21 protein-coding genes are annotated in these 24,812 nt (G+C 64.7%); 11 read left to right on the top strand and 10 right to left on the bottom strand.

The features are described from left to right. Positions 1-129: 129 nt before the first annotated feature. From ccsB to ACTPOI_RS05970, 3 genes are all read right to left on the bottom strand, one after another. A complete protein-coding gene (ccsB, locus tag ACTPOI_RS05980; RefSeq protein ID WP_440107359.1) occupies positions 130-1,485 on the bottom strand; it encodes a c-type cytochrome biogenesis protein CcsB in 1,356 nt (451 codons plus the stop codon). Further along, positions 1,482-3,635, bottom strand: a complete 2,154-nt coding sequence (locus ACTPOI_RS05975) for a cytochrome c biogenesis protein ResB (protein ID WP_440107357.1) — start codon at positions 3,633-3,635, stop codon at positions 1,482-1,484. Before ACTPOI_RS05975 ends, ccsB begins: the two co-directional genes overlap by 4 nt. A 127-nt stretch (positions 3,636-3,762) precedes the next feature. Further along, on the bottom strand, positions 3,763-4,392 hold the full coding sequence (locus ACTPOI_RS05970; RefSeq protein ID WP_440107355.1) for a c-type cytochrome: 630 nt from the start codon (positions 4,390-4,392) through the stop codon (positions 3,763-3,765). A 72-nt stretch (positions 4,393-4,464) separates the two neighbouring features. Here ACTPOI_RS05970 and yihA point away from each other — a divergent pair, with 72 nt between their 5' ends. Both yihA and ACTPOI_RS05960 read left to right on the top strand, forming a co-directional pair. Next, entirely contained in the window at positions 4,465-5,244 is a 780-nt protein-coding gene (gene yihA, locus ACTPOI_RS05965; protein WP_440107353.1) for a ribosome biogenesis GTP-binding protein YihA/YsxC, read from the top strand. A gap of 50 nt (positions 5,245-5,294) precedes the next feature. Next, positions 5,295-6,194: an alpha/beta fold hydrolase gene (locus tag ACTPOI_RS05960; protein WP_440107351.1), complete on the top strand. Its 900-nt coding sequence runs from the start codon at positions 5,295-5,297 to the stop codon at positions 6,192-6,194. 118 nt (positions 6,195-6,312) lie between these two features. On the opposite strand, the gene ACTPOI_RS05955 is transcribed toward ACTPOI_RS05960, so the two are convergent. Further along, the gene (locus tag ACTPOI_RS05955; RefSeq protein WP_440107349.1) at positions 6,313-7,179 is read right to left on the bottom strand and encodes a lysophospholipid acyltransferase family protein; all 867 of its coding nucleotides are present in this window, start codon (positions 7,177-7,179) and stop codon (positions 6,313-6,315) included. Then, positions 7,176-8,030 carry a lysophospholipid acyltransferase family protein gene (locus ACTPOI_RS05950; RefSeq protein ID WP_440107347.1) on the bottom strand — a complete coding sequence of 285 codons (855 nt, stop codon included), beginning with the start codon at positions 8,028-8,030 and terminating at the stop codon, positions 7,176-7,178. The genes ACTPOI_RS05955 and ACTPOI_RS05950 overlap by 4 nt, the downstream gene beginning before the upstream one ends. 131 nt (positions 8,031-8,161) lie before the next feature. Between ACTPOI_RS05950 and metK the strand changes: the two genes are divergently transcribed. From metK to ACTPOI_RS05935, 3 genes are all read left to right on the top strand, one after another. Next, positions 8,162-9,343, top strand: coding sequence for a methionine adenosyltransferase (gene metK / locus ACTPOI_RS05945; RefSeq protein ID WP_440107345.1), 1,182 nt, complete (start codon positions 8,162-8,164; stop codon positions 9,341-9,343). Positions 9,344-9,758: 415 nt separating this feature from the next. Next, positions 9,759-9,947 (top strand): DUF1328 domain-containing protein, encoded by a 189-nt coding sequence (locus tag ACTPOI_RS05940; protein ID WP_440107343.1) that lies wholly within the window; start codon positions 9,759-9,761, stop codon positions 9,945-9,947. Between the two features lie 14 nt (positions 9,948-9,961). Continuing rightward, on the top strand, positions 9,962-10,417 hold the full coding sequence (locus tag ACTPOI_RS05935; RefSeq protein ID WP_440107341.1) for a hemerythrin domain-containing protein: 456 nt from the start codon (positions 9,962-9,964) through the stop codon (positions 10,415-10,417). Positions 10,418-10,463: 46 nt separating this feature from the next. Here ACTPOI_RS05935 and ACTPOI_RS05930 read toward each other — a convergent pair whose 3' ends face one another. Then, entirely contained in the window at positions 10,464-11,705 is a 1,242-nt protein-coding gene (locus ACTPOI_RS05930; protein ID WP_440107339.1) for a diguanylate cyclase, read from the bottom strand. A 423-nt stretch (positions 11,706-12,128) separates the two neighbouring features. On the opposite strand from ACTPOI_RS05930, the gene ACTPOI_RS05925 reads away from it, so the two are divergent. Both ACTPOI_RS05925 and ACTPOI_RS05920 read left to right on the top strand, forming a co-directional pair. Then, on the top strand, positions 12,129-13,829 hold the full coding sequence (locus ACTPOI_RS05925) for an NAD+ synthase (RefSeq protein ID WP_440107337.1): 1,701 nt from the start codon (positions 12,129-12,131) through the stop codon (positions 13,827-13,829). Between the two features lie 196 nt (positions 13,830-14,025). Next, positions 14,026-15,063, top strand: coding sequence for a bifunctional nicotinamide-nucleotide adenylyltransferase/Nudix hydroxylase (locus ACTPOI_RS05920; RefSeq protein WP_440107335.1), 1,038 nt, complete (start codon positions 14,026-14,028; stop codon positions 15,061-15,063). Positions 15,064-15,228: 165 nt separating this feature from the next. On the opposite strand, the gene ACTPOI_RS05915 is transcribed toward ACTPOI_RS05920, so the two are convergent. Next, entirely contained in the window at positions 15,229-16,569 is a 1,341-nt protein-coding gene (locus ACTPOI_RS05915; RefSeq protein ID WP_440107333.1) for a sensor domain-containing diguanylate cyclase, read from the bottom strand. 326 nt (positions 16,570-16,895) lie between these two features. On the opposite strand from ACTPOI_RS05915, the gene groES reads away from it, so the two are divergent. Both groES and groL read left to right on the top strand, forming a co-directional pair. After that, positions 16,896-17,186, top strand: coding sequence for a co-chaperone GroES (gene groES / locus ACTPOI_RS05910; RefSeq protein ID WP_069103693.1), 291 nt, complete (start codon positions 16,896-16,898; stop codon positions 17,184-17,186). Positions 17,187-17,356: 170 nt separating this feature from the next. Then, complete coding sequence (groL, locus tag ACTPOI_RS05905) at positions 17,357-19,012, top strand: chaperonin GroEL (protein ID WP_300461464.1); 1,656 nt, start codon at positions 17,357-17,359, stop codon at positions 19,010-19,012. Positions 19,013-19,274: 262 nt separating this feature from the next. Here groL and eda read toward each other — a convergent pair whose 3' ends face one another. Both eda and edd read right to left on the bottom strand, forming a co-directional pair. Further along, positions 19,275-19,901 carry a bifunctional 4-hydroxy-2-oxoglutarate aldolase/2-dehydro-3-deoxy-phosphogluconate aldolase gene (gene eda / locus ACTPOI_RS05900; protein WP_440107330.1) on the bottom strand — a complete coding sequence of 209 codons (627 nt, stop codon included), beginning with the start codon at positions 19,899-19,901 and terminating at the stop codon, positions 19,275-19,277. A 125-nt stretch (positions 19,902-20,026) separates the two neighbouring features. Next, entirely contained in the window at positions 20,027-21,796 is a 1,770-nt protein-coding gene (gene edd / locus ACTPOI_RS05895; protein ID WP_440107328.1) for a phosphogluconate dehydratase, read from the bottom strand. Positions 21,797-21,889: 93 nt separating this feature from the next. Here edd and ACTPOI_RS05890 point away from each other — a divergent pair, with 93 nt between their 5' ends. Both ACTPOI_RS05890 and ACTPOI_RS05885 read left to right on the top strand, forming a co-directional pair. Next, complete coding sequence (locus ACTPOI_RS05890; protein WP_440107326.1) at positions 21,890-22,795, top strand: SMP-30/gluconolactonase/LRE family protein; 906 nt, start codon at positions 21,890-21,892, stop codon at positions 22,793-22,795. A gap of 201 nt (positions 22,796-22,996) precedes the next feature. Next, positions 22,997-23,503: a hypothetical protein gene (locus ACTPOI_RS05885; RefSeq protein ID WP_440107324.1), complete on the top strand. Its 507-nt coding sequence runs from the start codon at positions 22,997-22,999 to the stop codon at positions 23,501-23,503. Between the two features lie 37 nt (positions 23,504-23,540). On the opposite strand, the gene ACTPOI_RS05880 is transcribed toward ACTPOI_RS05885, so the two are convergent. Beyond that, positions 23,541-24,767 (bottom strand): AGE family epimerase/isomerase, encoded by a 1,227-nt coding sequence (locus ACTPOI_RS05880; RefSeq protein ID WP_440107322.1) that lies wholly within the window; start codon positions 24,765-24,767, stop codon positions 23,541-23,543. Positions 24,768-24,812 lie beyond the last annotated feature (45 nt).

The raw sequence follows: 24,812 nt of genomic DNA, 5'->3' as shown, positions 1-24,812 counted from the left end.
ACAACTGCCAGTTCGTTCCCTCCACACATCAGGTTACACCGAAGACGCCATGGTTGCAGCCCATGGTGCGGCTACCCGGCTGCAAAGCCCGGGGATAACGCCGAACGCGCGCCCCAGCCCTTTCGGGTCTTACAGCGTACCGTAGCTGTGCAGCCCGCTCAGAAACATATTGACGCCCAGAAACGCGAAGGTGGTCACGGCCAGACCCACCAGTGCCCACCAGGCAGAGATCGCACCGCGCAGGCCTTTCATCAGCCGCATGTGCAGCCAGGCAGCGTAGTTGAGCCAGACGATCAGCGCCCAGGTTTCCTTGGGATCCCAGCTCCAGTACCCGCCCCACGCCTCGGCAGCCCACAGGGCGCCCAGCACTGTGGCGATCGTGAAGAAAGCAAAGCCCACCGCGATCGACTTGTACATGACATCGTCGAGGATCTCGAACGACGGCAGCCGCGCTGCAATGCGCTTGCGGCCCAGCAGAATGCCCGCCACGATGAAGGCGGAAATGCCGAAGTACACCATCCAGTAGCCGCCACCATTTTCGGTAGCGCCCTGGCGGAACACGATGGGCTCAAAGCACAGCACCACGCCCAGCAGCCACAGTGGCGCCAGCTTGTACCAGCGCGTTTCCGTGGCCTGCTGCTTGATCAGGTAGGCAAAGGCCACCATGGCCGCCAGCGCAAAGGTACCGTAGCCGATGAAGTTGGCGGGCACGTGCAGCTTCATCCACCAGCTCTTGAGGGCTGGCACCAGTGGCTGGATCTCGTGCGCCTCACGCACCACGGTGTACCAGAGCAGGAACCCGACGGCCGCGCTCACCACCAGCATCACGAAGCCGCCCAGCGCACGGGTGTCGTACTGCTCTTCGTAGTACAGGTAGAAGGCGGCGGTCATCCAGCAAAACAGCACGAACACTTCGTACAGGTTGCTCACCGGGATATGGCCGATGTCGGGCCCGATCAGGTAGCTTTCATACCAGCGCACCATCGTGCCGATCAGCGCCATGGCCACGGCCACCCAGGCAATGCGCGAGCCGATGAGACTCATGGTGCGGCCCTCGCCGCGTGAAAACATGCCGATCCAGTAGAACGCTGTGCTCATGAAAAAGAGCATGCTCATCCACAGGATGGCCGACTGGCTGGACAGGAAGTATTTGAGCCCGAACACTGCATCGGCGCGGGCAAGGCTACCGGCACCGTCCTGCTGATACAGCCCGATGGCGAGCAGGGACGCAGCAGCCACGATCAGTGCCAGGCTACGCAACGGCCGCCAGAACCAGCCCAGCCAGATCATGGACGGAATGGTGCCGACCAGAATACCCTTTTCGTACCCGTCCATGAAGCTGCCGTAGCGCTGCAACGCGAAGACCCCGCCCACGGTCACAAGCAGGGCAAAAACCCAGTCGAACCAGTTGCGGCGAGAGAAATAGCCCTCGTTGAGGGTGACTGTGGTCGTCGTCGGATTCGGGGAAGATGTCGCGGTGTTCATGCGGTGCCTTGGCGGGGGGATGCCCCGATCAATTTCTGAGCAAGCTGTACAAACTCCTGGTCGCCGTCCATGGTCTTGCGGTTGGTCGACAGGGCCATGGTTGCGCGGGTGCGGCCGTCCTGCGGCGCAATCCAGATCCATACGCGCCGCTCACGCACGTACAGCATGGCAAATATGCCCAGGATCAGCAAGGCGCACCCCAGATAGACAATATTCTTTCCAGGGGCTCGCGCCACCTGGAACACGCTGGCCTGCACCTGCGTGAAGTCCTTGAGTTCGAACGCCAGGGGCGCGGGGTACACCTGGGCATCACTGAGCGACAGCACGGCCTGGGTCATGAAAGCCCGGGTCTGGTCGTCCTGGGCCAGCGGGGCCAGGCCCGCCTGCTGGCGTGTGAGCTGTGCCAGCTCGAACAGCGTGCCATTGAGAATGCGGACCAGCACCTCGCCGGCGCGCGCGCGCTCGGCCTCGGGCACGTTGGCCTCCATGAAATCCGAGACGGCCTGCAGCCCTCCGGTGGGCTTGCCGTTATCAAGGCCCTGCCCGGCAAACAGCGACAGCGCACGCGATGCCGACTGCTGCAGCTGGCCAGAAAGATCACCGCGCGCCGGGTCGATGGCCTGCGCCACGTAGCGGCGCACAGCCTCCTCGCGCGCCGCAGGGTCGACCAGCGCGGCCTTCATGCGCACAAAACCGTCCATGCTGCCCTTGTCGTCTGCGGGCACCCGCAGATAGCGAAACGGCTCCGAAGGCGTTTCGCGCACACCCATCAGAAATACTGGCACGCCGTCGCCCGTGTCCACGGGCAGCATGTAGTTGTGGAACTCGCGCGCCTGCCCTGCGGCATCGCGCAGCTTGTAAGTCACGCTGGGGCCCACGTTGCGCAGTTCCTTCTTGGTCACCGTCTTGTTGGCGGCCCCCAGACGGGACTCAACCGATTCGCGCAGGTCGACCTTGCGCACATCCACGCTGGTCTCGCCGGGGCCCGCACCGGCAAAGTTTTCCACGTTGATGGTGCGCAGGGCTGTGAACTCCAGGGTCAGCGTGTCGTTGCCGGGCAGCCCGCCCTTGTTGGTGAGCTGGGTGGAATTGCCCACCACGCCTTCCACATCAAAAGCCTTGGCGCCCGCCACCATGGGCACCGCGCGCAGCTTGAGGTGCGAGCCCCCGTCGTCAAAGCTCGACTGATAGATCTCAATGCCCTTGTAGCTGGCCGGGTGGTTTACCTCGACCCGCGCGGGCGTTTTCTCGCCGGTGGCCTTGTCGTGGATCACGATCTCGCTGGCAAACAGCTTGGGCATGCCGGTGGAGTAATGCTCCACGATGAACTTCTTGAGCTCGATGGCAAAGGGCAGGTCCTGCAGCAGCACGCCATCCGACTGGTTCAGGATGGCGGTGCTGGACTGCGTGCCCTCGGCCACCAGCAGGTTGCCGCGGAAGGTGGGGTTGCGCTCGGACAGGCGGTGCTCGGGTTTCACATCTGCGATCAGGCCGCCCCCCTGGTACGGCGTCTTGCCGCCCCAGAGCATCTGAGCGCGTACGATCAGGTCGCCATCGAGCAGCCCGCCGATGCACACCAGCACGATGGCGCTGTGCGCCGCGATGTAGCCCAGCTTGTTGGCGGCCCCCGCCTTGGCGGCCACCATCCAGCCGGTGCCGGGGCCTGCGGCTGTATCGCGCTGCTGCAGACGCACCTTCCACCCGCCACCGGCCAGCATGGTGCCGACGCGACGCGCCTCGGCCTCTGCCCCATCGGCCAATTCGGCCTCGGCCCTGTGATGGAACGCCTTGAGGCTCTGCTCACGGATGTTTTCCTTGTACACCCGCAGGTCCGCGAGGATTTTGGGGGTATTGCGCGCAATGCACAGCGAAGTGCTGAGCACCAGGAACGCCAGGATGAGCAGGAACCACCAGGCGCTGTAGACCGCATTGAGCTGGATGGCGCCAAACACTTCAGCCCAGAACGGACCGAACTGGTTGACGTAGTTGACCGCCGGCTCGTGCTGCTTGAGCACGGTGCCGATGACCGACGCGATGCAGATCACCGTCAGCAACGAGATGGAGAACCGCATCGAGGAGAGCAGTTCGATCGCGGCGCGCAGGGCCTGGGAGCCGTACCGGACGCGAAGGCCCTGGGTGTTGTCTGACATGGATGGAAGTGGCTACGGACACGAAAAAAAAGGGCGGGCCATCTGTGCGATGGACCCGCCCTTTTTGGGTTTGTTATTGGCGGTTGGTTCCGTGCGGCCAGGTGGTTCGGACCCCTGGCAGCAAATATCAGCGCAGGCCGGCGATGTAGTCAGACACGGCGCGGATTTCCTTGTCGTTCAGCTTGGCAGCCACTTGCGTCATCTGGGTGCTGTTGGCGCGCGAGCCGTCGCGGAACATGTTGAGCTGGGCCACGGTGTAGTCGGCGTGCTGACCCGACAGGCGCGGGTACTGCGCAGGGATACCAGCGCCGTTCGGGCTGTGGCAGCCTGCACAGGCCGCGATCTGGCGGTCGGCAATGCCGCCGCGGTAGATGCGCTCGCCCATGGCGACCAGTTCCTTGTCTTTGGCGAAGCCGGGCTTGATGGGCTTGGAGGCCACCCAGTAAGCGATGTTGCGCATGTCGTCGTCCGACAGCGCGCTGGCAAAGCCCTTCATGACCGCATTGTTGCGCTTGCCCGACTTGAATTCGTGCAGCTGCTTGACCAGGTACTCGGGGTGCTGCGCCGACAGCTTGGGGTTGGCAGCGATGGCCGAGTTGCCGTCTGCGCCATGGCAGGCCGCACACACCGCCGTGTACAGCGCCTCGCCCTTGACGAGATCCGGTTTGGCTGCTTTGGGCGCTTCACCCGCTGCAAAGGCCGTAAAAACAGGTGCTGCCAGTGCGGCAGCCGTCAGCATGGAGGCGAGCAACTTCATATCGAGGGTGTGTGTTTATGTGCGCAAAACCTCGCGATTCTACAATGATGCTCCTTCGCATCCCAATTCCCCATGACGACACTCCCTACCGCGCCAGTTGCTGGCTCTCTTCCGCCCGCACCTGACGCCAAGATCGCCATGGGCTGGATGCACACTGCGAGGTTCCTCACGACGGCCGCGCAGCTGCACCACCTGCCTCCGATCCACGTCCCCGAAATCGCCTTCGTGGGCCGCTCCAACGCAGGCAAGTCCACCTGCATCAACACCCTCACCCAGCAAAAGCAGCTGGCCTTTGCCTCCAAAAGGCCAGGACGCACGCAGCACATCAACCTGTTTTCGCTGGGCAAGCACGGCGTGACCGATGCGGTGCTGGCCGACCTGCCGGGCTACGGCTATGCCAAGGTCTCGCGCTCCGACAAGCAGCGCTGGCAGCAGGTGATGGTCAATTACCTGGTCAGCCGCCCGGGCCTCACGGGCATCGTGTTGCTGTGCGACCCCCGGCTGGGGCTGACCGAGCTGGACGAAGCGCTGCTTGAAGTGCTGCGCCCGCGGGTGGAAGAGGGCCTCAAGTTCCTGATCCTGCTGACCAAGGCCGACAAGCTCACACGCACCGAGCAGGCCAAGGTGCTGTCGATTACGCGACTGCAGGCCGGCGGCGGCGAGGTGAAGATGTTCTCGGCGCTCAAGAAACAAGGCGTGGATGAAGTGGCCCAGTTGCTGTGGCAGTGGTCGCACCCCGTCCAGCCAGGGGCCGCGGGGGCCGCCGAAGCGGCCGGTGGCACGCCAGAGCTGATCGCAGCCGCCCCGGGCGAGCCCGCAGGCCCTGCAAACGAAGAAATCCAGCCAAACTAGCCTCTAGCGCTTGATCCGATTGCGCTGGATGCTATTTAAAATATAGCAAAATGATCCAGACGCAATCTGTTCACCTGCCGCAGGGCATCACGCTCGAATGCCGTGTCAGCGGCCTGGCGGGCCGCCCCGTGCTGCTGTTCCTGCACGGTTTCCCCGAAGGGGCATTCATCTGGGATGAATTGCTGCTGGCCTTTTCCCACCCCGAAAACGGTGGCTACCGGTGCGTGGCACCGTACCTGCGCGGGTTTGGCCCGTCCAGCAGCCCGGCCGAGGTGGAGGCCTACCGGGCCAAGCACCTGGTCAATGACCTCGCCGCGCTGATCGATGTTGAGAGTGCCACGGGCACGGTGGAATGCCTGGTGGCCCACGACTGGGGCGGCGCCGTGGCGTGGAACCTGGCCAACCAGCAGCCAGGGCGCATGAAGCGGCTGGCCATCATCAACTCGCCGCACCCCGGCGCGTTCTTGCGCGAGCTGCAGCACCATGCGGGCCAGCAGGCCGCCAGCCAGTACATGCACTTTTTGTGTCGCCCTGATGCCGAAGAGCTGCTGGCCGAAGACGACTTCCGGCGGCTGTTCGGCTTTTTCGATGCGCCGGACGGCACCGCGCCCGCCTGGCTGACAGACAGCGTGCGCGCCCAGTACCGCACGCTGTGGCAGCACGGGCTGACCGGTGCCTGCAACTACTACCGTGCCAGCCCGCTGCGCCCGCCGCGCGAAGGCGACCCGGGTGCCCGGGCGGTGACGCTGCCCGAATCAATGCTAAGCGTGACCATGCCGACGCTCGTGCTCTGGGGCATGGACGACCCGGCGCTGCTGCCCGGTCTGCTGGACGGCCTGCCGGGCTGGGTACCGCAACTGCAGCTCAACCAGGTGGAGAAGGCCTCGCACTGGATCGTCCACGAGCACCCGGAGCGTGTGGCGCTCGAGCTCAAGCGCTTTCTTCAATAAAATTGATAGCAACACAGGCTTATAAGACCTGGGCTTGAGAGCAATTTGGCTTAAAAAACAGCCCGCACAGCCTTCAAAACGACCGCACGCACCGCCTGAGGGACAAGCACTGCGCTGATCAGTAAACGGAGGCCTCGCCCACCGGCCGGGTCTTGAACCGCTTGTGCACCCAGTAGTACTGGCCGGGCGACACATCGATATAGCCCTGCAGCTGCACGTTCATGCGCGCCGTATCGGCCTCGGCATCGTCGGATGGGTATCCGGACCACGCTGGCGTGATCTCGGCCACATAGCCAGAGGGCGTCAGCCGCGTGACCATGGCAATCACCTTGGCCCGGCCGAGCCGCGCAAAACGCGAGAGCGAGGGAACCGTGGCGGCCTGCACGCCATAGAACGGCACAAACAGCGAATCGTTGCGGCCAAAGTCCATGTCGGGCAGCAGGTACAGCAGACCGCCCTTTCGCAGGTTGGCAATGATGGGCTTGACGCCATCGCTGCGGTTGAGCATGCGCACATCGCCAAAGCGCTGGCGGCCTTCACGGAACCAGGCGTCCACGGCCGGGTCGGGATGCGTGGCGAAGATCGACGTGAACGCCCGGGGCGTGTGCAGCGTGAGCGCGGAGCCGCCCGCGTCCATGCCGTAGAAATGCGGCGCGAAGATGATGGTGGGCTGGTCACCCTCCAGCTCCTGCAAGGCACCGGTGAGCTTCACGCGCTGCTGCACCACGTCGCGCGGGGCAAACCACAGCCAGCTGCGGTCCAGCCACGACTGGCAGAACACCACAAAGGTCTCTTGTGCCCAGGCGCGCCGCTGCGCCTCCGGCACATCGGGGTAGCACAGCGCCAGGTTGCGCAGCGCCACGCGGCGGCGCGGGGCGGCCAGCACAAACAGCACCCGGCCGATCAGCCAGCCCATGCCGCGCAGCACCGGCAACGGCAGCCGGGCCAGCACACGCATGAACCACACGCCCAGGCGCCCGGTCATGCAGGACCTCCTGCGGCGGGCGCGCCTTCGCCACGGGGCTGCTTGTAGCGGCCGTAGCCCCACAGGTACTGCCCGGGGCACTGGCGAATCAGGTGTTCCATGGCCTGGTTGATCTGCACCAGCGCTTCGGTCATGTCGGCAGACAGCGGCTGCGCCAGTGGCTCGAAATACGCGGCAAAACCCCGGCCCGACGCCAGTCGCTCGCAGCGCACCAGCACCACCGCCGCGCCCGTCTGCTGCGCCAGGCGGGCGGCCAGCGTCATGGTGTACGCGTCCTGCCCAAAAAAAGGCGCCCACTGGCCCTGGCCCTCGGGCGGTACCTGGTCGGGCAGCAGGCCCACCGCTTCCCCGCGGCGCAGGGCCTTGATCATCTGGCGCACCCCCGCCAGCGTAGTGGGCACCGCCACGATGCCAGGGCGGTTGCGCGCGGTTTCCATCACCCGGGCCAGCCAGGCCTGGCGCGCGGGGCGGTACAGCACCGTGATCGGGCCATGGCGGCTGCTCCAGCCCCGCGCCACCGCCTGTGCAGACAGCTCGAAGCACCCCTGGTGTGGCGTGAGGAACACGACGCCGCGGCCCTCGGCATAGGCGTCGTCGACACAGTCCTGGCCTTCCACTGAACACGGCAGCGTAGCGCCCAGCCACAACCGCGGCAGTTCGGCCACCATGCGGCCCGCGTGCCCGACTGCCGCACGCACCTGCGCAAACCGGTAACCCGCCCGGGCCGAATTTGCCAGGAACCGCCGCCGGTACGTGGGCGACGCAGCAAACGCCACCCATCCCATGGCTGCGCCCAGCGCGTGCAGCAACCACAGCGGCAGTACTGAAAAGAATCGGAAGACGACTGGCATTAAAATGTTCAGGTCGCTGAGTTAAATGAGCAACTTGCAGGGCGACGTTAAAAAAATCTGCTAAAGCGTTCGCCAAAGCTCCCGAGGCTGCGGGCGACGCCCAAAATGCCGGAACACAGGAGTTTATTCAAATGGCGAACGACTTTCTCTTCACCTCGGAATCCGTCTCTGAAGGCCACCCCGACAAGGTGGCTGACCAGATCTCTGACGCGATCCTTGACGCGATCTTCACGCAGGACCCGCGCAGCCGTGTGGCCGCCGAGACGCTGACCAACACCGGCCTCGTCGTGCTGGCAGGCGAGATCACCACCAACGCGCATGTCGACTACATCCAGGTGGCGCGCGACACCATCAAGCGCATCGGCTACGACAACACCGACTACGGCATCGACTACAAGGGCTGCGCTGTATTGGTCGCCTACGACAAGCAGAGCAACGACATCGCCCAGGGCGTGGACCACGCGAGCGACGACCACCTGAACACGGGCGCCGGCGACCAGGGCCTGATGTTCGGCTACGCCTGCGACGAAACGCCCGAGCTGATGCCCGCGCCCATCTACTACGCACACCGTCTGGTTGAACGCCAGGCCCAGCTGCGCAAAGACGGCCGCCTGCCCTTTTTGCGCCCTGACGCCAAGTCGCAAGTGACCATGCGCTATGTGGACGGCAAGCCCCACAGCATCGACACCGTGGTGCTCTCCACCCAGCACCACCCCGACCAGAGCGAGACGCAAACCAAGATGAAGGCCTCGTTCACCGAAGCCATCATCGAAGAAATCATCAAGCCCGTGCTGCCCAAGGAATGGCTCAAGGACACACGCTACCTGATCAACCCCACGGGCCGTTTCGTCATCGGCGGCCCCCAGGGCGACTGCGGCCTCACGGGCCGCAAGATCATTGTGGACACTTACGGCGGTGCCTGCCCCCACGGCGGCGGCGCCTTCAGCGGCAAGGACCCAACGAAGGTGGACCGCAGCGCCGCCTACGCCGCCCGCTACGTGGCCAAGAACATCGTGGCCGCAGGCCTTGCGCGCCAGTGCCAGATCCAGGTGGCCTACGCCATTGGCGTGGCCGAGCCGATGAACATCACCGTGTACACCGAAGGCACCGGCGTGGTGTCTGACGACCGCCTGGCAGCCCTGGTGCGCGAGCACTTCGATCTGCGCCCCAAGGGCATCATCCAGATGCTGGACCTGCTGCGCCCCATCTACGAAAAGACGGCGGCCTACGGCCACTTCGGCCGCGAAGAACCCGAGTTCACCTGGGAGAAGACCGATAAAGCGGCGGCACTGCGTGCTGCCGCCGGACTGTAAAGCCCGCCGCGCGATAGCGCGGTTTCGGTCTTCGGGCGCAGTTCATATCGCGCTAGCGATGTGAACGAAGACCAAGGTACGGACAAGGCTGCTGCACTGCGTGCGGCAGCAGGGCTGTAAGCCCTCCGCGTATCGCGCGGCTTTCCGTACGTGGACGAAGCTCATATCGCGCCAGTGATGTGAACGCAGCCACAACGAGACAAGGCGGCCCAACCCTCCGCCTGCCCCCTACAAGCCGCAACTCCGCGTTGCGGCTTTTCTTTTGTCCGCACAGCGCCCCTCCCCACTGCGCGCCCTCCTACACCGTCTCGCATTGCCTGCTGACGGGTCTTGAAGGCGCCGGCACTTATCGTTCCTGCATCCCCTGTCGGGCCCGTCCGGGCCGCAACCTACCGCATTTCAAGGAACCGCAGCCATGCTCAAGTACGCCATCATCTTTGCCGTCATTTCGCTGATTGCCGGGGCACTGGGCTTCACCGGCGTGGCAGCAGGGGCTGCGGGCATCGCGAAGGTGCTGTTTGTCATCTTCCTCGTGATCGCCCTGGTCTTCGTGGTGCTGGCGATGCTGGGCGTGGGCGCAGCGCGCAAGGTACTGCGCAAGTGAGCGCGGCCCGATCCATGGACGCCGCCAACATTTTTGAAGCCCTGCGCGAGAGCCATGAACGCCAGCGCACGCTGTACCGGCAGCTGGTCGAGACGAGCGGCGACACGCCGGAGCGGCGCGAGCTTTTCCAGCAACTCAAGGAAGAACTGCTGGCCCATGAACTGGCCGAAGAGCGGCACTTCTACATTCCGCTGATGGCCCAGGATGCCGGTGTAGATCTGTCACGCCATGCCATTGCAGAGCACCACCAGCTCGACGAACTGGTGGAATCGCTGGAGGACACCGAACCCTCAAGCCCTTCCTGGCTGGTGCTGGCCAAGAAGCTGGCGCACAAGGTCGAGCACCACCTCACCGAAGAAGAGCACAAGTTCTTCCAGATGGCGGGCAAGCTGCTGACTGAGCAGCAAAAAACCTCGCTCGCAAAGTCCTACCAAGCCAGCTACGAAGAAGCCAAGGCCGCCACGGCCTGATCCACGTACCGGGACGCGAGCCCACGCCTCGGCGGTCGCTTGCGGTTCAGACTGCTTCCTGCGCCTGCACCACGCAATTGCGGCCGCTCGACTTGGCTACGTACAGCGCCGTATCGGCCCGCTTGATGAGCGCGTGGCTGTCTTCGTGGTGATCCCACGTGGCCACGCCAAAGCTGGCGCTGACGTGCCCCACGGCGTCGAATGGAGTTCCTGCGATGCGGGCGCGTAGCGCTTCGGCCATGGCCATGGCCGCATCCACCGGCGTTTCCTTGAGCAGGATGATGAATTCCTCGCCACCAAAGCGTGCCGCGCAGTCCGATGACCGCAGCAGTTCCCGCACGCGCAGCGCGGTGCTCTTGAGCACCACGTCGCCCGAGTCGTGCCCGAAGGTGTCGTTGATGCGCTTGAAGAAGTCGATATCGAACATGACCACCGACAGGCTTCCCTTCTTGATGCGGGTGTCAGCCATTTCGGCCTCCAGCCGCTCGAAGAACCGGCGGCGGTTGACCAGGTCGGTCAGGAAGTCCTTGGTGGCCAGGTCTTCGAGCTTGCTGTTCAAGCGTGCCATGGGGCCGATCACCAACCAAGACAGCGACAGGTTGAGCCCCACAAACAGCAGCACAAAGCTAGCTGCAAGCACGGCCATCACGGTGTGGAAGGTCTCGCGCGCTTTTTCCAGCGGGAAGTACATGGGGACCTTCACCACCTGGATGCCCACCGTTTCGTTCATCTTCCAGCCAAAGCCGTTTTGATCGCCGTACACCTTGAGCATGGTCGGCGGAGCAACAGCGGGTGTGCTGTGGCAGGCCATGCACTGCGCCTGCTTGATGGTGATGGGGCGTGCCACATACATCGCGCGGTTTACGCCCTCGCCGACCTCACCGGTCACTTCCTTTTTCAGGTCGGTCCGACCTTCGCGGAAGTCGGTGATGAGGCGCTCTTCCCACTCGTTGGCGCGGTCGCGCAGGTTGGTGGGGTTGAGCACGGCCTCCTTGTACTCGAAGCCCGGAAACCGGTTCTGGAGGCGGCGCAGCGTCTCGGTGGCGGCAAACGCGGGTACCGTCTGCGGCAGGAATTTCTCGTCCAGCGTTACGTCCAGATGCGGCTTGACCAGCTCGGTGGTGTAGTCGCGGATGGCCATGGCGGCGTGCATCATGATCTGCGACTTGTAGTGCACCTCATCGATGGCTTGCTGCTGCAGAAAGCGGTGCACGTACAGGCCGGCGCCGGCGGCTGCAAGCAGCAGCACGCCAGCGAGCACCAGATTGAATTTGAGTCGCAAAGACATGGGTTCCCTCTTGCGCCACCACATGCTCACACGTGACGGCTTGTGATGGCGGGACATGCGCCAAACGCGGCAAAGCGTGCAGTTGTGCCAGATTTCAACGGACAGGTCCACTCCATTGTGCGCCGCGCGAGGCATGCAGCAATCGAAATCGAAAGGCATGGGCGCCGCTGTGGAGCGACCACCAGCGGGCAATCGGTCGCGAACCCGTCTGACACCGTGCGCACGGTGGTGTGGGACGATGGAATGCCCGACTGCACGACGCCCTCTCTGTGTCACCGGCACTCGTGGCCTCCCTCGGACGGATGCCGCTGCACATGCGAGGCGAGCCCGCCCGGTTACTGTCATCGCACCGCAGCGCTGTCCGCGAAACGCGGCTTAGCGGTTTCGCCACCCATGACCCTGCAACACACAGACGATCCTGCCATGCTCCGCATCACCATCGCGCAACTCAATTTCACGGTCGGCGACATCGAAGGCAACGTCGCCCGCATGGTGGCTGCAGCACACGATGCTGCGCGCGTGCAGTCCGACCTGATCGTGTTCAGCGAACTGGCACTGTGCGGCTACTACCCCGGCGACTTGCTGGACGAGCCCGCTTTTTTGCAGCGCATCGACGCGGGGCTGGCCGCGCTGCAGCGCGCGTCTGCCGAGCTGCCGCAACTGCACTGGGTGGTAGGCACGCCCACCCCCGCCAGCGGCCCCGGAAAGAAGCTGCACAACAGCCTGGTGGTGCTGCAGGGCGGCAACGTGCGGCTTCAGTACGCCAAGCAGCTGCTGCCCACCTACAACATCTTTGACGAGCGCCGCCACTTCGAGCCCGGCCCGGACGTGGCCAAGGTGCTGCGCATCGGCAGCGCGCAAGTGGGCCTGCTGGTGTGCGAAGACGGCTGGAACGACCATGGCGGCGACTACGTGATCAACCCGTTTGAACGCATGCGGGATGCAGCGCCCGATCTGGTCATCAGCATCAACGCCAGCCCCAGCCACGTGGGCAAGCGCGAGCAGCGGCATGCGATGTTTGGCGGCTCCGCCCGCCGCCACGGCCTGCCCATCCTGTATGTGAACCAGGTGGGTGGGCACGACCAGCTGGTGTATGACGGCGGCTCGTTTGCCGCGGAGCCCGATGCCGGCATCGTGTTCGAGGCCAGGCGATTTGGGGAAGACCTGTGCACACTGCGCTTTCAAGAGGGCCGCTTTCTGGACGATGCGGGCGAGCGGCCCGCAGGGGTGCCCGCCCAGGGCTTACCGACCATGGAGTTCTACCGCCAGCAGATCCTGCTGGGCCTGCAGGACTACGCGCGCCGCTGCGGCTTTGCCCAGGTGGTGGTGGGCAGCTCCGGCGGCATCGACAGCGCGCTCACCCTGGCGCTGGCAGCGCAGGCGCTGGGGCCGGACAACGTGGTGGGCATCACGATGCCGTCGCGCTACTCCAGCAGCGGCTCGGTCGATGACTCGGTGGCGCTGTGCCGCAACCTGGGCGTGCAGCTGCTGACGCACCCGATTGCGGATCTTGTGGCAGGCTACGCGGCGCAGTTTGCGCAAAGCTTCGGCAAGCCTCTGCAGGGCCTGCCACTGGAAAACCTGCAGGCCCGCATCCGCGGCACGGTGCTGATGGAATACAGCAATGCCTTCGGACACCTGCTGCTCACCACGGGCAACAAGTCCGAGATCTCGGTGGGCTACTGCACGCTGTACGGCGACACCAATGGCGGCCTGGGACTGATCGGCGACCTCTACAAGACCGAGATCTTTACGCTGTCGCGCCACGTGAACGCGCAAGCCGGACGCGAGCTGATCCCGCAGGCCATCATCGACAAGGAACCATCGGCCGAGCTGGCCCCGGGCCAGCGCGACGTGGACAGCCTGCCGCCCTACCCTGTGCTGGACGAAGTGCTCAAGCTGCTGATCGAGGGTGACCGGCTCTCCGCGGCAGAGCACGCGTCGGCGACGGCATTTGTGGAGCAGCTGGAGCGCCAGCCCGAAGGCCGCGCGCTGGTGCAGCGGGTGCGCATGATGGTGGCGCGCAACGAGTACAAGCGCCGCCAGGCGCCGCCCATCCTGCGGGTGCGCGGGCGCGCTTTTGGCAGCGGCCGGCAGATGCCGATTGCAGCGCGGTATGTGTGACCCGGCGCTGGCGGTGCACGCGGCACGCACTGCTCAAGCCCACGCCGCACAGCAGTAAAATTACTATAAAAATAGTAGCTACCCAGGCATTTGCAACAAGCGCCGGGAGCCAAAAATACCTAAAAAACCCCGAACGGCGCCAGCGCCACCGCACGGGCTGCCCTGCCACCGGAGACACCGGACATACCGGAGACATATGTACGACACCGCCATCTACATCGGTCGCTTTCAACCCGTGCACAGCGGGCATGTGGCCCTGCTCGAGCGGGCGCTCGGCAGCGCCCGGGCCGTCATCGTGGTGGTGGGATCGGCATGGCAGGCGCGCTCGCCCAAGAACCCGTTCACCTGGCAAGAGCGCGAGGCCATGCTGCGCGCCGCACTGCCCGCTGCCGACAGCGCGCGGCTGCAGGTGCTGCCCGTGCGCGACTATTACAACGAGGCGGTGTGGGTCAAAGCCGTGCGCGCTGGCGTGGCGGGCTTGGTGCCGCACGGCGCACGCATCGGACTGGTGGGCCATTTCAAGGACGCCACCAGCGGCTACCTGCGCGCCTTTCCGGGCTGGGAGCTGATCCACATGGAGCGCCAGGGAGCCATCGACGCCACCGCCGTGCGCGACGCGTACTTTGGCGCAGCTCCCGGGCAGTCCGCGCAGGCGCTGGCGCCGCTGGCCGCACAGCTGCCTGCGGGTACGCTGGCGGCACTCGAAGACTTTGCGGCCACTCCGGCCTACCCGGCACTGCAGGAGGAATGGCGCATGCTGCGCGGCTACCGCGAAGCCTGGTCGGCCGCGCCCTACCCGCCGGTGTTTGTCACGGTCGATGCCGTGCTGCGCTGCCAGGACCAGATCCTGCTCATCCGCCGCGCCCATGCACCCGGCAAGGGCCAACTGGCCGTACCCGGCGGCTTCATCGAGCAACGCGAAACGGTGTGGCAGTCATGCCTGCGCGAGCTGACCGAAGAAACGCACTGCGACCTGCCCGAGTCCACCATGCGCGCAGCCCTGCAGGCGGTGGCCGTGTTTGACCACCCCGACCGCAGCCAGCGCGGCCGCACCATCACCCACGCGCACTACTTTGACCTGGGCGATGCCGCCATGCCCGCTGTACAGGCAGATGACGACGCCCTGGAAGCGCGGTGGGTGCCCATCGAGGCGCTGCGCGGGCGCGAGGAAGAGTTCTTTGAGGACCACTTCCACATGCTCGATCATTTTCTGGGGCTGACACCGCGGCCCTGAGATCACGATGCGCCTACGGAGGCGCGCAGCAGCGGTCACGCTGTCGAAGTGCGCGCTGGAATCGATCGGCCCGATGGCCCGCCCCCGACCAGCGCACTGCGCGCCCACGCGGGCCATGCAGTTCCGTCGACGGCGGGCGCACGCGCCATTAGCGCGGCGACGTCATTACCCCAGCGGCTGGGGTTGGGTGGCCTGCGGATCATCCAAGCCGGAGACGTCTCCCGCAGGCTGCACTGTGGCGCCGCATTCGACCCTGTTGCGCCCATTGGCCTTGGCCCGGTACAGGGCCGAGTCGGCCGACATGAAAAGGTCCTGAACGGTGTGGCCGTGGTCCGGGAACACCGCCACGCCAAAGCTGCAGGTGACCGGGCCGGCGTCGCCGAGCTCGGGCCAGACGGCGCTCTCGAGCTTGCCGCGCAGCTGGTGTGCCAGCAGGATCAGGTCGTGCAGGCTGATGTCGGTGCACAACATCAGAAACTCCTCGCCCCCCCAGCGAAACAGGTAGTCGGTAGAGCGCACCTGGTCCTTGACGAGCCGGGCCACGCCGCGCAGCACGGTGTCACCCACGGCATGGCCGAAGCGGTCGTTCACGCGCTTGAACCAGTCCAGGTCAAACAGGCACACCCCCATGGGCACGCGCAACCGGCGGCACAGGTCCAGCTGCTGCTGCAGGATGCGTTCGCACTCGCGGCGGTTGAGCAGGCCGGTCAGCACATCGTGTGCAGCGATTTCCTGCAGCGCCAGCTCGGTGTTCTTGCGGTCGGTGATGTTCTCGACCATGCCCACCACGCGGGTGGGGCGGCGATCGGCATCGCGCTCGCAGACCCGTCCCCGGTCGTGCACCCAGAGGTAGTGGCCATTGCGGTTGCGCAGCCGGTATTCGGCCGAATAGCGCTCGCGCAGTCCGTCAATGTGCTCGCGCAGCACGCGCTGCACCCGGGCTGCATCGTCGGGGTGCACGTTGTCTGCCCAGGTCTGCAGTTCGGGCGGCATCTCCTGCGGGCCGTAACCCAGCATCCGCTTGAGCTGGGGGCTGAAGAACACCTCGTTGGTCGTGAGGTTCCAGTCCCACAGGCCGTCGGATGCATCAGACAGCGCATAGCCCAGCTGCACGTCGCGGTTGGCCATGTCCCGTTCGGTGGCCACCCGCTGGGTGATGTCGCGGGCGATGGACAGAAACAGCTCGCGCCCTTCGTGCACAAAGCAGCTGGTATGCACCTCGACCGGCACCTCGGCGCCGCTCTTGTGCCGGTGCTGCCCGATGAAGTAATACCCGCGCGCATCGCGGATCGCCTGGGCAATGCTGCCCCACTGCTCAATCCCGACCACATCGCGCTGAAGGCTCAACACCGAGTGCTGCACGATCTCGCCCCGCTCAAATCCCACCTGTGCCAGGGCCGCTTCGTTGCAGTCGAGGATGCTGGAGGTCTGCGGGTCAATCAGAAAGACCGCGTCAGGCAGGTGCCTGAAAACCACCTCGAAAGAGGGCAAGGAAGGAGGCTGCATGGTGGGCGCCTGCGGCGAACTGTTACAAGTTGTTGGATGGTACTGCAGCCTTCCGGAAATAGGTTGTTCAAATGTGAATTGGAAGCCCCATAGGGGTAGGGTCCTTTGGAGATGAACCGCCGCAATTCCGGCCCGCTCGGCGTGAAGCGCCTCCGCTCATCAATCCCCTGCAGACCTCGGGCCTTGAAACTGTCACAAATGCCCGTATCATTAGCACTCGCCAAGGATGAGTGCTAACAACACCCTCCGAAGGAAGTTTGGTGCGTCCGGATGATCCGGGCGCCGAGTCAGCCTTTCAGCTTTTTTACCGAAACAGGAGCAATGCAATGAACCTTCGCCCTCTGAACGACCGCGTGATCGTCAAGCGCATCGAAAGCGAAACGAAGACCGCCTCCGGCATCGTCATCCCCGACAACGCGGCTGAGAAGCCCGATCAGGGTGAAGTGCTGGCCGTAGGCCCAGGCAAGCACGACGAAGACGGTGACCGCATTGCCATGAGCGTGAAGGTCGGCGACCGCGTTCTGTTCGGCAAGTACTCGGGCCAGACCGTCAAGGTCAACGGCGATGAGCTGCTGGTCATGAAAGAAGACGATTTGTTCGCCGTTGTGGAGAAATAAAGCTACTGCGCAGGCGCCAGGCGTCGTTGCGCGGTGCTCGCAATCCTCACGTACAGGAAGTACGTTCCGGTTGCTGCGCTCCGTGCGCCTAGCCTGACACCTGCTCGCTACGCTTTCTTTCCCCACCCCCCGCTATTCGTTTCAAGTTTTTAGATTTTCAGGAGCTCCAAATGGCAGCAAAAGACGTAGTTTTCGGCGGCGAAGCCCGCGCTCGCATGGTTGAAGGCGTGAACATTCTGGCCAACGCGGTCAAGGTCACGCTGGGCCCCAAGGGTCGCAATGTGGTGCTGGAGCGCTCGTTCGGCGCCCCTACCGTGACCAAGGACGGTGTGTCCGTGGCCAAGGAAATCGAACTCAAGGACAAGCTGCAGAACATGGGCGCCCAGCTCGTGAAGGAAGTGGCCTCCAAGACCAGCGACAACGCTGGTGACGGCACCACCACCGCCACCGTGCTGGCCCAGGCCATCGTTCGCGAAGGCTTCAAGTACGTGGCCGCCGGCATCAACCCGATGGATCTGAAGCGCGGTATCGACAAGGCTGTGACGGCCCTGGTCGAAGAGCTGAAGAAGGCTTCCAAGCCCACCACCACTTCCAAGGAAATCGCACAGGTCGGCTCGATCTCTGCCAACTCCGACGAAACCATCGGCAAGCTGATCGCTGACGCCATGGACAAGGTTGGCAAGGAAGGCGTGATCACCGTGGAAGACGGCAAGTCGCTGGACAGCGAACTGGACGTCGTGGAAGGCATGCAGTTTGACCGCGGCTACCTGTCGCCCTACTTCATCAACAACCCAGAAAAGCAATCCGCCATTCTGGACAACCCCTTCGTGCTGCTGTTCGACAAGAAGATCAGCAACATCCGCGACCTGCTGCCCACGCTGGAGCAAGTGGCCAAGGCTGGCCGTCCGCTGCTGATCATTGCCGAAGAAGTCGAAGGCGAAGCCCTGGCTACCTTGGTCGTGAACACCATCCGCGGCATCCTGAAGGTTGTGGCTGTCAAGGCTCCTGGCTTTGGCGACCGTCGCAAGGCCATGCTGGAAGACATCGCCATCCTGACGGGTGGCAAGGTCATCGCTGAAGAAGTGGGCCTGACGCTCGAGAAGGTGACCCTGGCCGACCTGGGCCAGGCCAAGCGCATCGAAGTGGGCAAGGAAAACACCATCATCATCGACGGCGCTGGCGCTGCTGCTGACATCGAAGCCCGCGTCAAGCAAGTGCGCGTGCAGATCGAAGAAGCCACGAGCGACTACGACCGCGAAAAGCTGCAAGAGCGCGTGGCCAAGCTGGCCGGCGGTGTGGCAGTGATCAAGGTCGGCGCTGCCACCGAAGTCGAAATGAAGGAAAAGAAGGCCCGCGTGGAAGACGCACTGCACGCCACGCGCGCAGCTGTGGAAGAAGGCGTTGTAGCCGGTGGTGGCGTGGCCCTGCTGCGTGCCAAGCAAGCCGTGGGCGACTCGATCAAGGGCGACAACGCTGACCAGGAAGCCGGTATCAAGCTGGTGCTGAAGGCCATCGAAGCGCCCCTGCGCGAAATTGTGAACAACGCCGGTGGCGAAGCCTCGGTGGTGGTAAACGCTGTGTTGGCCGGCAAGGGCAACTTCGGCTTCAACGCTGCCAACGACAGCTACGGCGACATGCTCGAGCTGGGCATCCTGGACCCCACAAAGGTCACCCGTACGGCCCTGCAAAACGCTGCCTCCGTGGCATCGCTGCTGCTGACGACCGAGTGCATGGTTGCTGAAGCCCCGAAGGACGAGTCTGGCGCCGGCGGCGCAGGCATGCCTGACATGGGCGGCATGGGTGGCATGGGCGGCATGGGCATGTAATTGCCCGGCTGAGCCTTACCGCTCACTGCAAGAAAAAGAAGGGCCGCGCAAGCGGCCCTTTTTCTTTGGTCGGACGGACAAGAAGAGGTGCCGTTTGACGCCGCCCTCAACGTCCATCGGCGAACCCCCTGAATGCTATCAATTAAATAGCTATAAAAGCATATAAATCAAGCGCTAGCGGCCTATTCCATTCAAAATCTGCCCGCCAGGCTCGCCACAGGCCTTTAACGCCTGCCCCCAAAGGCCAACGCCAGCGGCTCCGTCAGGCGCCGCGCAGCGCGTGCGTCTCGCGCGCCAGTTGGGTAATGCGCGCCCAGTCGCCGCTGCGGATGGCATCAGCCGGCGTCAGCCACGAGCCACCCACACAGCGCACGTTGGGCAGCCCCAGGTAGTTGGGCGCAGTGGCCAGCGTGATGCCGCCGGTGGGGCAGAAGCTGACCTGGCCAAACGGGCTGGCCCACGACTTGAGCAGCGGAATGCCACCCACCGCCTCGGCCGGAAACAGCTTGAGAAACGTCAGCCCATCGGCCAGCGCAGTCATGATTTCGCTGGAGGTTGCAACGCCCGGCAGCAGCGGCAAGTTGAGGCCCTTGCAGGCGCTGCCCACCGCCGACGTGTATCCGGGGCTCACGGCAAAGCGAGCACCGGCCTCGCTGGCGCGGCGGGCGTCGTCGGCATTGAGCACCGTGCCCACGCCCACGATGGCTTCGGGCAGGCTGCGGGCAATGGCCTCGATGGACGGCAGGCCTGCCGGGGTGCGCAAGGTAACTTCCAGCACTTTCACACCACCGGCCAGCAGGGCCTCGGCCAGGGGCAGTGCGTCTTCCACGCGGTCGATGACGATGACGGGGATGACCGGGCCGTGGGTGGCGATGTCAACGGGGTTCATGGGAATACTCCTTGGTATGGGGCGCCGCATGCGGCGTATGACGGGGGCGAGCTTCAGGCCAATGCGCCCTCTCCCACGCAGCGAGAGAGGAAGAAGGCGCGCAGCGACTCAAAGGGTGCGACCTGCTACAGCCAGGTGCAGGCGCCCTGCTCGGCACCGCCCGCATGGCGGCGGAAGTTGGCAAACAGCTCGCGGCCAAAGCCGGTAGCGGGGGGCACGGTGTAAGGCGCCAGCGGGCGCGCGGCCCAGGTGGCTTCGTCCACCAGCACATCCAGCGTACCGGCCACGGCGTCCACGCGCACGATGTCGCCATCCAGCACCTTGGCCAGCGGGCCGCCCGCCATCGCCTCGGGCGTGACGTGGATGGCAGCGGGCACCTTGCCCGATGCGCCGCTCATGCGACCGTCGGTCACCAGCGCCACCTTGAAGCCCTGGTTCTGCAGCACGGCCAGCGGCGGCGTGAGCTTGTGCAGCTCGGGCATGCCATTGGCCTGCGGGCCCTGAAAGCGCACCACGGCCACCATGTCCTGCTGCACCTCGCCCGCGGCAAAGGCGGCCAGCAGGGCTTCTTGCGAATCGAACACGCGGGCGGGGGCCTCGATGATGTGGCGGTCTTCCGGCACGGCCGATACCTTGATCACCGCGCGGCCAAGCCGGCCTTGCAGCAGCCGCAGCCCGCCCGTGGCCGAAAACGGGCGGTCTACCGGGCGCAGCACGGTTTCGTCGCCCGACACCTCGGGGGCGCCCTGCCCGCCTGCGGCAATGCCGCCTTCGTTGATGCTCAGCACATCGGGGTGCATGAAGCCGCCCTTGAGCAGCTCGCGCAGGATCCAGCGCGGGCCGCCCGCGGCCTCGAACTGGTTCACATCGGCATCGCCATTGGGGTACACGCGGGCCAGCAGCGGCACCACCGACGACAGCTCGTCAAAGTCCGTCCAGTCGATCAGGATGCCGGCGCTGCGCGCCACCGCCACCCAGTGGATCAGGTGGTTGGTAGAGCCGCCGGTGGCCAGCAGCGCCGCCATGGCGTTGACGATGCAGCGCTCGTCCACCAGCTTGCCGATGGGCGTGAAGCGCGGGCTGCGCTTGCCGATGTCGAGCACCGTGCGCACGGCCTGGCGGGTGAAGGCCTCGCGCTCCGCGGTGCCCGGTGGGGCAAAGGCCGCGCCGGGCACATGCAGGCCCATGGCCTCCAGCAGCATCTGGTTGCTGTTGGCCGTGCCGTAAAAGGTGCAGGTGCCGGGGCTGTGGTACGCGGCCGATTCGGCCTTGAGCAGCTCGTCGCGGCCGACCAGGCCCTGGGCGTACTGCTCTCGCACCTTGGATTTATCCTTGTTCGACAACCCGGTGCCCATGGGCCCTGCCGGCACAAACACGCAAGGCAGGTGCCCGTAGTGCAGCGCGCCGATCAGCAGGCCGGGCACGATCTTGTCGCACACGCCCAGCAGCAGCGCACCGTCGAACACATCGTGGGACAGCGCTACCGCCGTGGCCATGGCAATGGCATCGCGGGAGAACAGCGACAGCTCCATTCCGGGGGTGCCCTGCGTGACGCCGTCGCACATGGCTGGCACGCCGCCCGCCACCTGCACCGTGGCGCCATGGCGTGCAGCTTCGTCGCGCAGCACTGGCGGAAACGCCTGGTACGGCTGGTGGGCCGAGAGCATGTCGTTGTAGGCCGTCACCACGCCGATGTTGGGCGCCTTCTCGACCGTGACCTTGAACTTCTCGGACCCCGGCAGCGCGGCGTAGGCGTGGGCCAGGTTGGCGCAGCCCATGCGGTCTTGCGGGGGCTTGCGGGCGATCATCGCGTCCACCACCGCAAGGTAAGCCGCGCGCGTTTCTGCGCTGCGTGAAATGATGCGGGCCGTCACGCGCGCTACTGTTGAATGCATGCAATGCTCCATCGAAGGAATCAGGCGGCCCGGCGCGGGCGCCCGTTTTGTGAGGGCTTAGAATGTAACTCGATAACCACGCCACATCAAGCCATGACCCTGCAGATCCTGCCTGTTGCACCCTCCGAACTCGGCGAATCGCCCTTCTGGCACCCCGCCCAGCAGCGCCTGTACTGGTGCGATATCGAAGGTTTTGCCCTGCGCGCCTGGCACCCGGCCACTGGGCAGGAGTGGACGTGGAAGACCCCCAGCGAGCCCGCCTGCTGCGCACCTGTAACCGATGGAAAGATAGTAATCGGGTTACGTGATGGGTTTTATTTGCTGGACCCAGCCACCGGCGCCCTGCACTGCCTGGCCACCCTGCCCAACCCGCCCCACGATGTGACCCGCCTGCGCCTGAACGACGGCCGCTGCGACACCGCCGGCCGCTTCTGGGCGGGCTCCATGGTCACCCCGCGCATAGCGCCCGACGCCGCCCTGTGGCGCCTGCAAGTCGGCGCGGGTGGTTACGCGGTGGAGCAGATGGCCGGCGACAACTTCACCGCCAACGGCCTGGCCTTCAGCCCCGACAACCGCACGATGTACTGGTCCAACACGCCAGAGCACCGTATCGACCGCTTTGACTTTGATGTGGCCACCGGCACCATCACCAACCGCCGCCCCTGGGTGCAGTTCGACCGCAAGGTCGAAGGCCAGCCCTACGGCGGCCGGCCCGATGGCGCAGCGGTGGATGTGGACGGGAACTACTGGGTTGCGATGTACGAGGGGGCTTGCGTGCTGCAGCTATCGCCAGCGGGTGAGGTGCTGCAGCGCATTGCAGTGCCGGTGCAGTGCCCGACGATGGTGTGTTTTGGGGGGGAGGATTTGCGGACGCTCTATGTCACTTCGGCCCGTAAGGGGAGGCCGGCGGGGGAACAGGAGGCAGCAGTACCGGCAGGGTCGCTGTTCAGGTGCCAAGTGACTGTAGCTGGGCTACCTGTCAATCTTTTCACCATCTGAACCACCAGCGGGGGACCCACCGCGATATTGACTTGCCGATTAGACGAAGTGCGCCCACTCGATTGATCACCACGACGGCAATGACCGTGCGAGTTGCGACATCCGCAAGCTGCTCAAATAGCGATCACCCCATGTTTCCTCTATTTAACTCAACCACCTCGAATGCCAATTCAAGCTCGGAATCAGGTTTCGTACGTTCTTGTGTACATGCTGATTGGCGCGCTCATGCTGGAAGCATTGCGCGCCATCGCTCTTGGGGAATTGACCAAAACCTCGATGGTCACAGCAACCCTATTCGCCGTGACAGCCTTGGTGGGTGGCTGGATAAAAGCAGTGCAAAGTCGCCGCCGGGTTGAAATCGATCCGCGAACTGGACAAGTGACTATCTACTTTGTCTCCGCATTCTTCTCATCCATTCAAATTCGCTATCCCCTGGCACAGTTCGGTTCGGTGCGCTCGTACATAACGATCGGGCGCTTCCCAAAGAACTACGTCGAACTTGTCACAAGAAATGGGAGCGAAGCTTTGATAGTGGCGGCATTTGCTCCGACCAACGGTGCTTCCTCATTTTGGTCCTCTCCAACAGACACAGAGAGCGCAAAGGCGATGCACCTCAGAAAAGAGATTTCCAGCCAATGTGGGCTCATCGATGGAGGCTTCCTAGGATCGAGGATGGTTGGGGCACTGATCGGAACCCCAACTAGCTGAAAAGCGGAAGTCATCTCATATCTAAATCTTCCTGCACTCAAACCGTGCCCACCACCCCCAGCACGTCATAACACGCCCCCATGTTGTGATAGTCCACCTTACCCGCATTGCTCTTCTCGCGGGTGGTGTTGCGGTTGTCGCGGTGCAGGATGCGAAACCACGCGCCGTGTTCGTGGTCCACAAAGTGGGCCCAGCAGTAGGCCCAGATGCGGTCGTACCACTGCCAGTAGCGCGCGTCGCCCGTGCGCACGGCCAGCACCGCAGCGGCGGCCAGGCTTTCGGCCTGCACCCAGTGGTATTTGCCGTCGTCGCAGATGCTGCCGTCGGGCGCCATGCCGTAGTAGATGCCGCCGTGCTCGTCATCCCAGCCCTTGGCCATGGCGTCGTTGAACAGGCGCTCGGCACACGGCAGGTGCCAGTCAGCCGGTAGCAGCGCATCCAGCTGCAGCAGCAGCTTGGCCCATTCGGTCTGGTGGCCGACCTGGTAGCCCCAGGGGCGGAAGATATTGGTGCGGTCGTGGCGGTTGTAGTCCCAGTCCACGGACCAGTCGGCGTTGAAATGCTCCCACACCCAGCCTTCGGCCGCCGGGGCGCTGATGCGGTCTGACAGGGCGGCCTGGCGCTGGCAAATGCCTTGCGCCAGTTGCTCGGCGCGCTCGATGTAGCGGCGCTCGCCCGTGGCGCGATGGGCCGAGATCATGGCCTCGCAGGCGTGCATGTTGGCGTTCTGGCCGCGGTAAGCAGCCGGTTGCCAGCCGGGGCTGGCCTCGTCGGCGTACAGGCCAGCGGCGGGTTGCCAGAAGTGCTGCTCGGCGGTGTCGAAGGCCTCGCTCAGCCAATCGCGGGCTTCGGGCACGCCGGCTTCGAAAGCGCGGGCGTAGGCCAGCATCACAAACGCCATGCCGTAGCAGTGGCGGGTGGCGTCCAGCACGCGGGCATGGCCCTCATGCCAGTCAATGAGCCATGTGTAGCCGCCGGTGGCAGGGTCGAGGAAGGCCGTGCGCAGAAACTGCAGTGCATGCAGCATGCCGGTGCGGTAGCGCTCGTCGCCGGTGGTGCGCAGCAGCATGGCGTGCGTGACCACGTAGCGCGTGGCGCTGACCAGGTGGCGCGTGCGCGCGTCGGTCACTGTGCCGTCGTCCAGAAAGAACTGGTACATGCCGCCGCTGGGGTCGGTGGCCGTGCGGTCGTAGAACGCCATGGTTTCGCGCAGGTGGGCGCGCAGGAAATCGGGCGAGCGGAAATCGGGCAAGGGCGGGGTCATGTGCGAAGTCTCATGGCACGGATTCATGGGCGATCCGTTGGATGG

Source organism: Acidovorax sp. BL-A-41-H1 (genome assembly GCF_051942715.1).
Note: the sequence above shows the minus strand (reverse complement) of the source record. Positions and strands in the feature narration are given on the sequence as shown.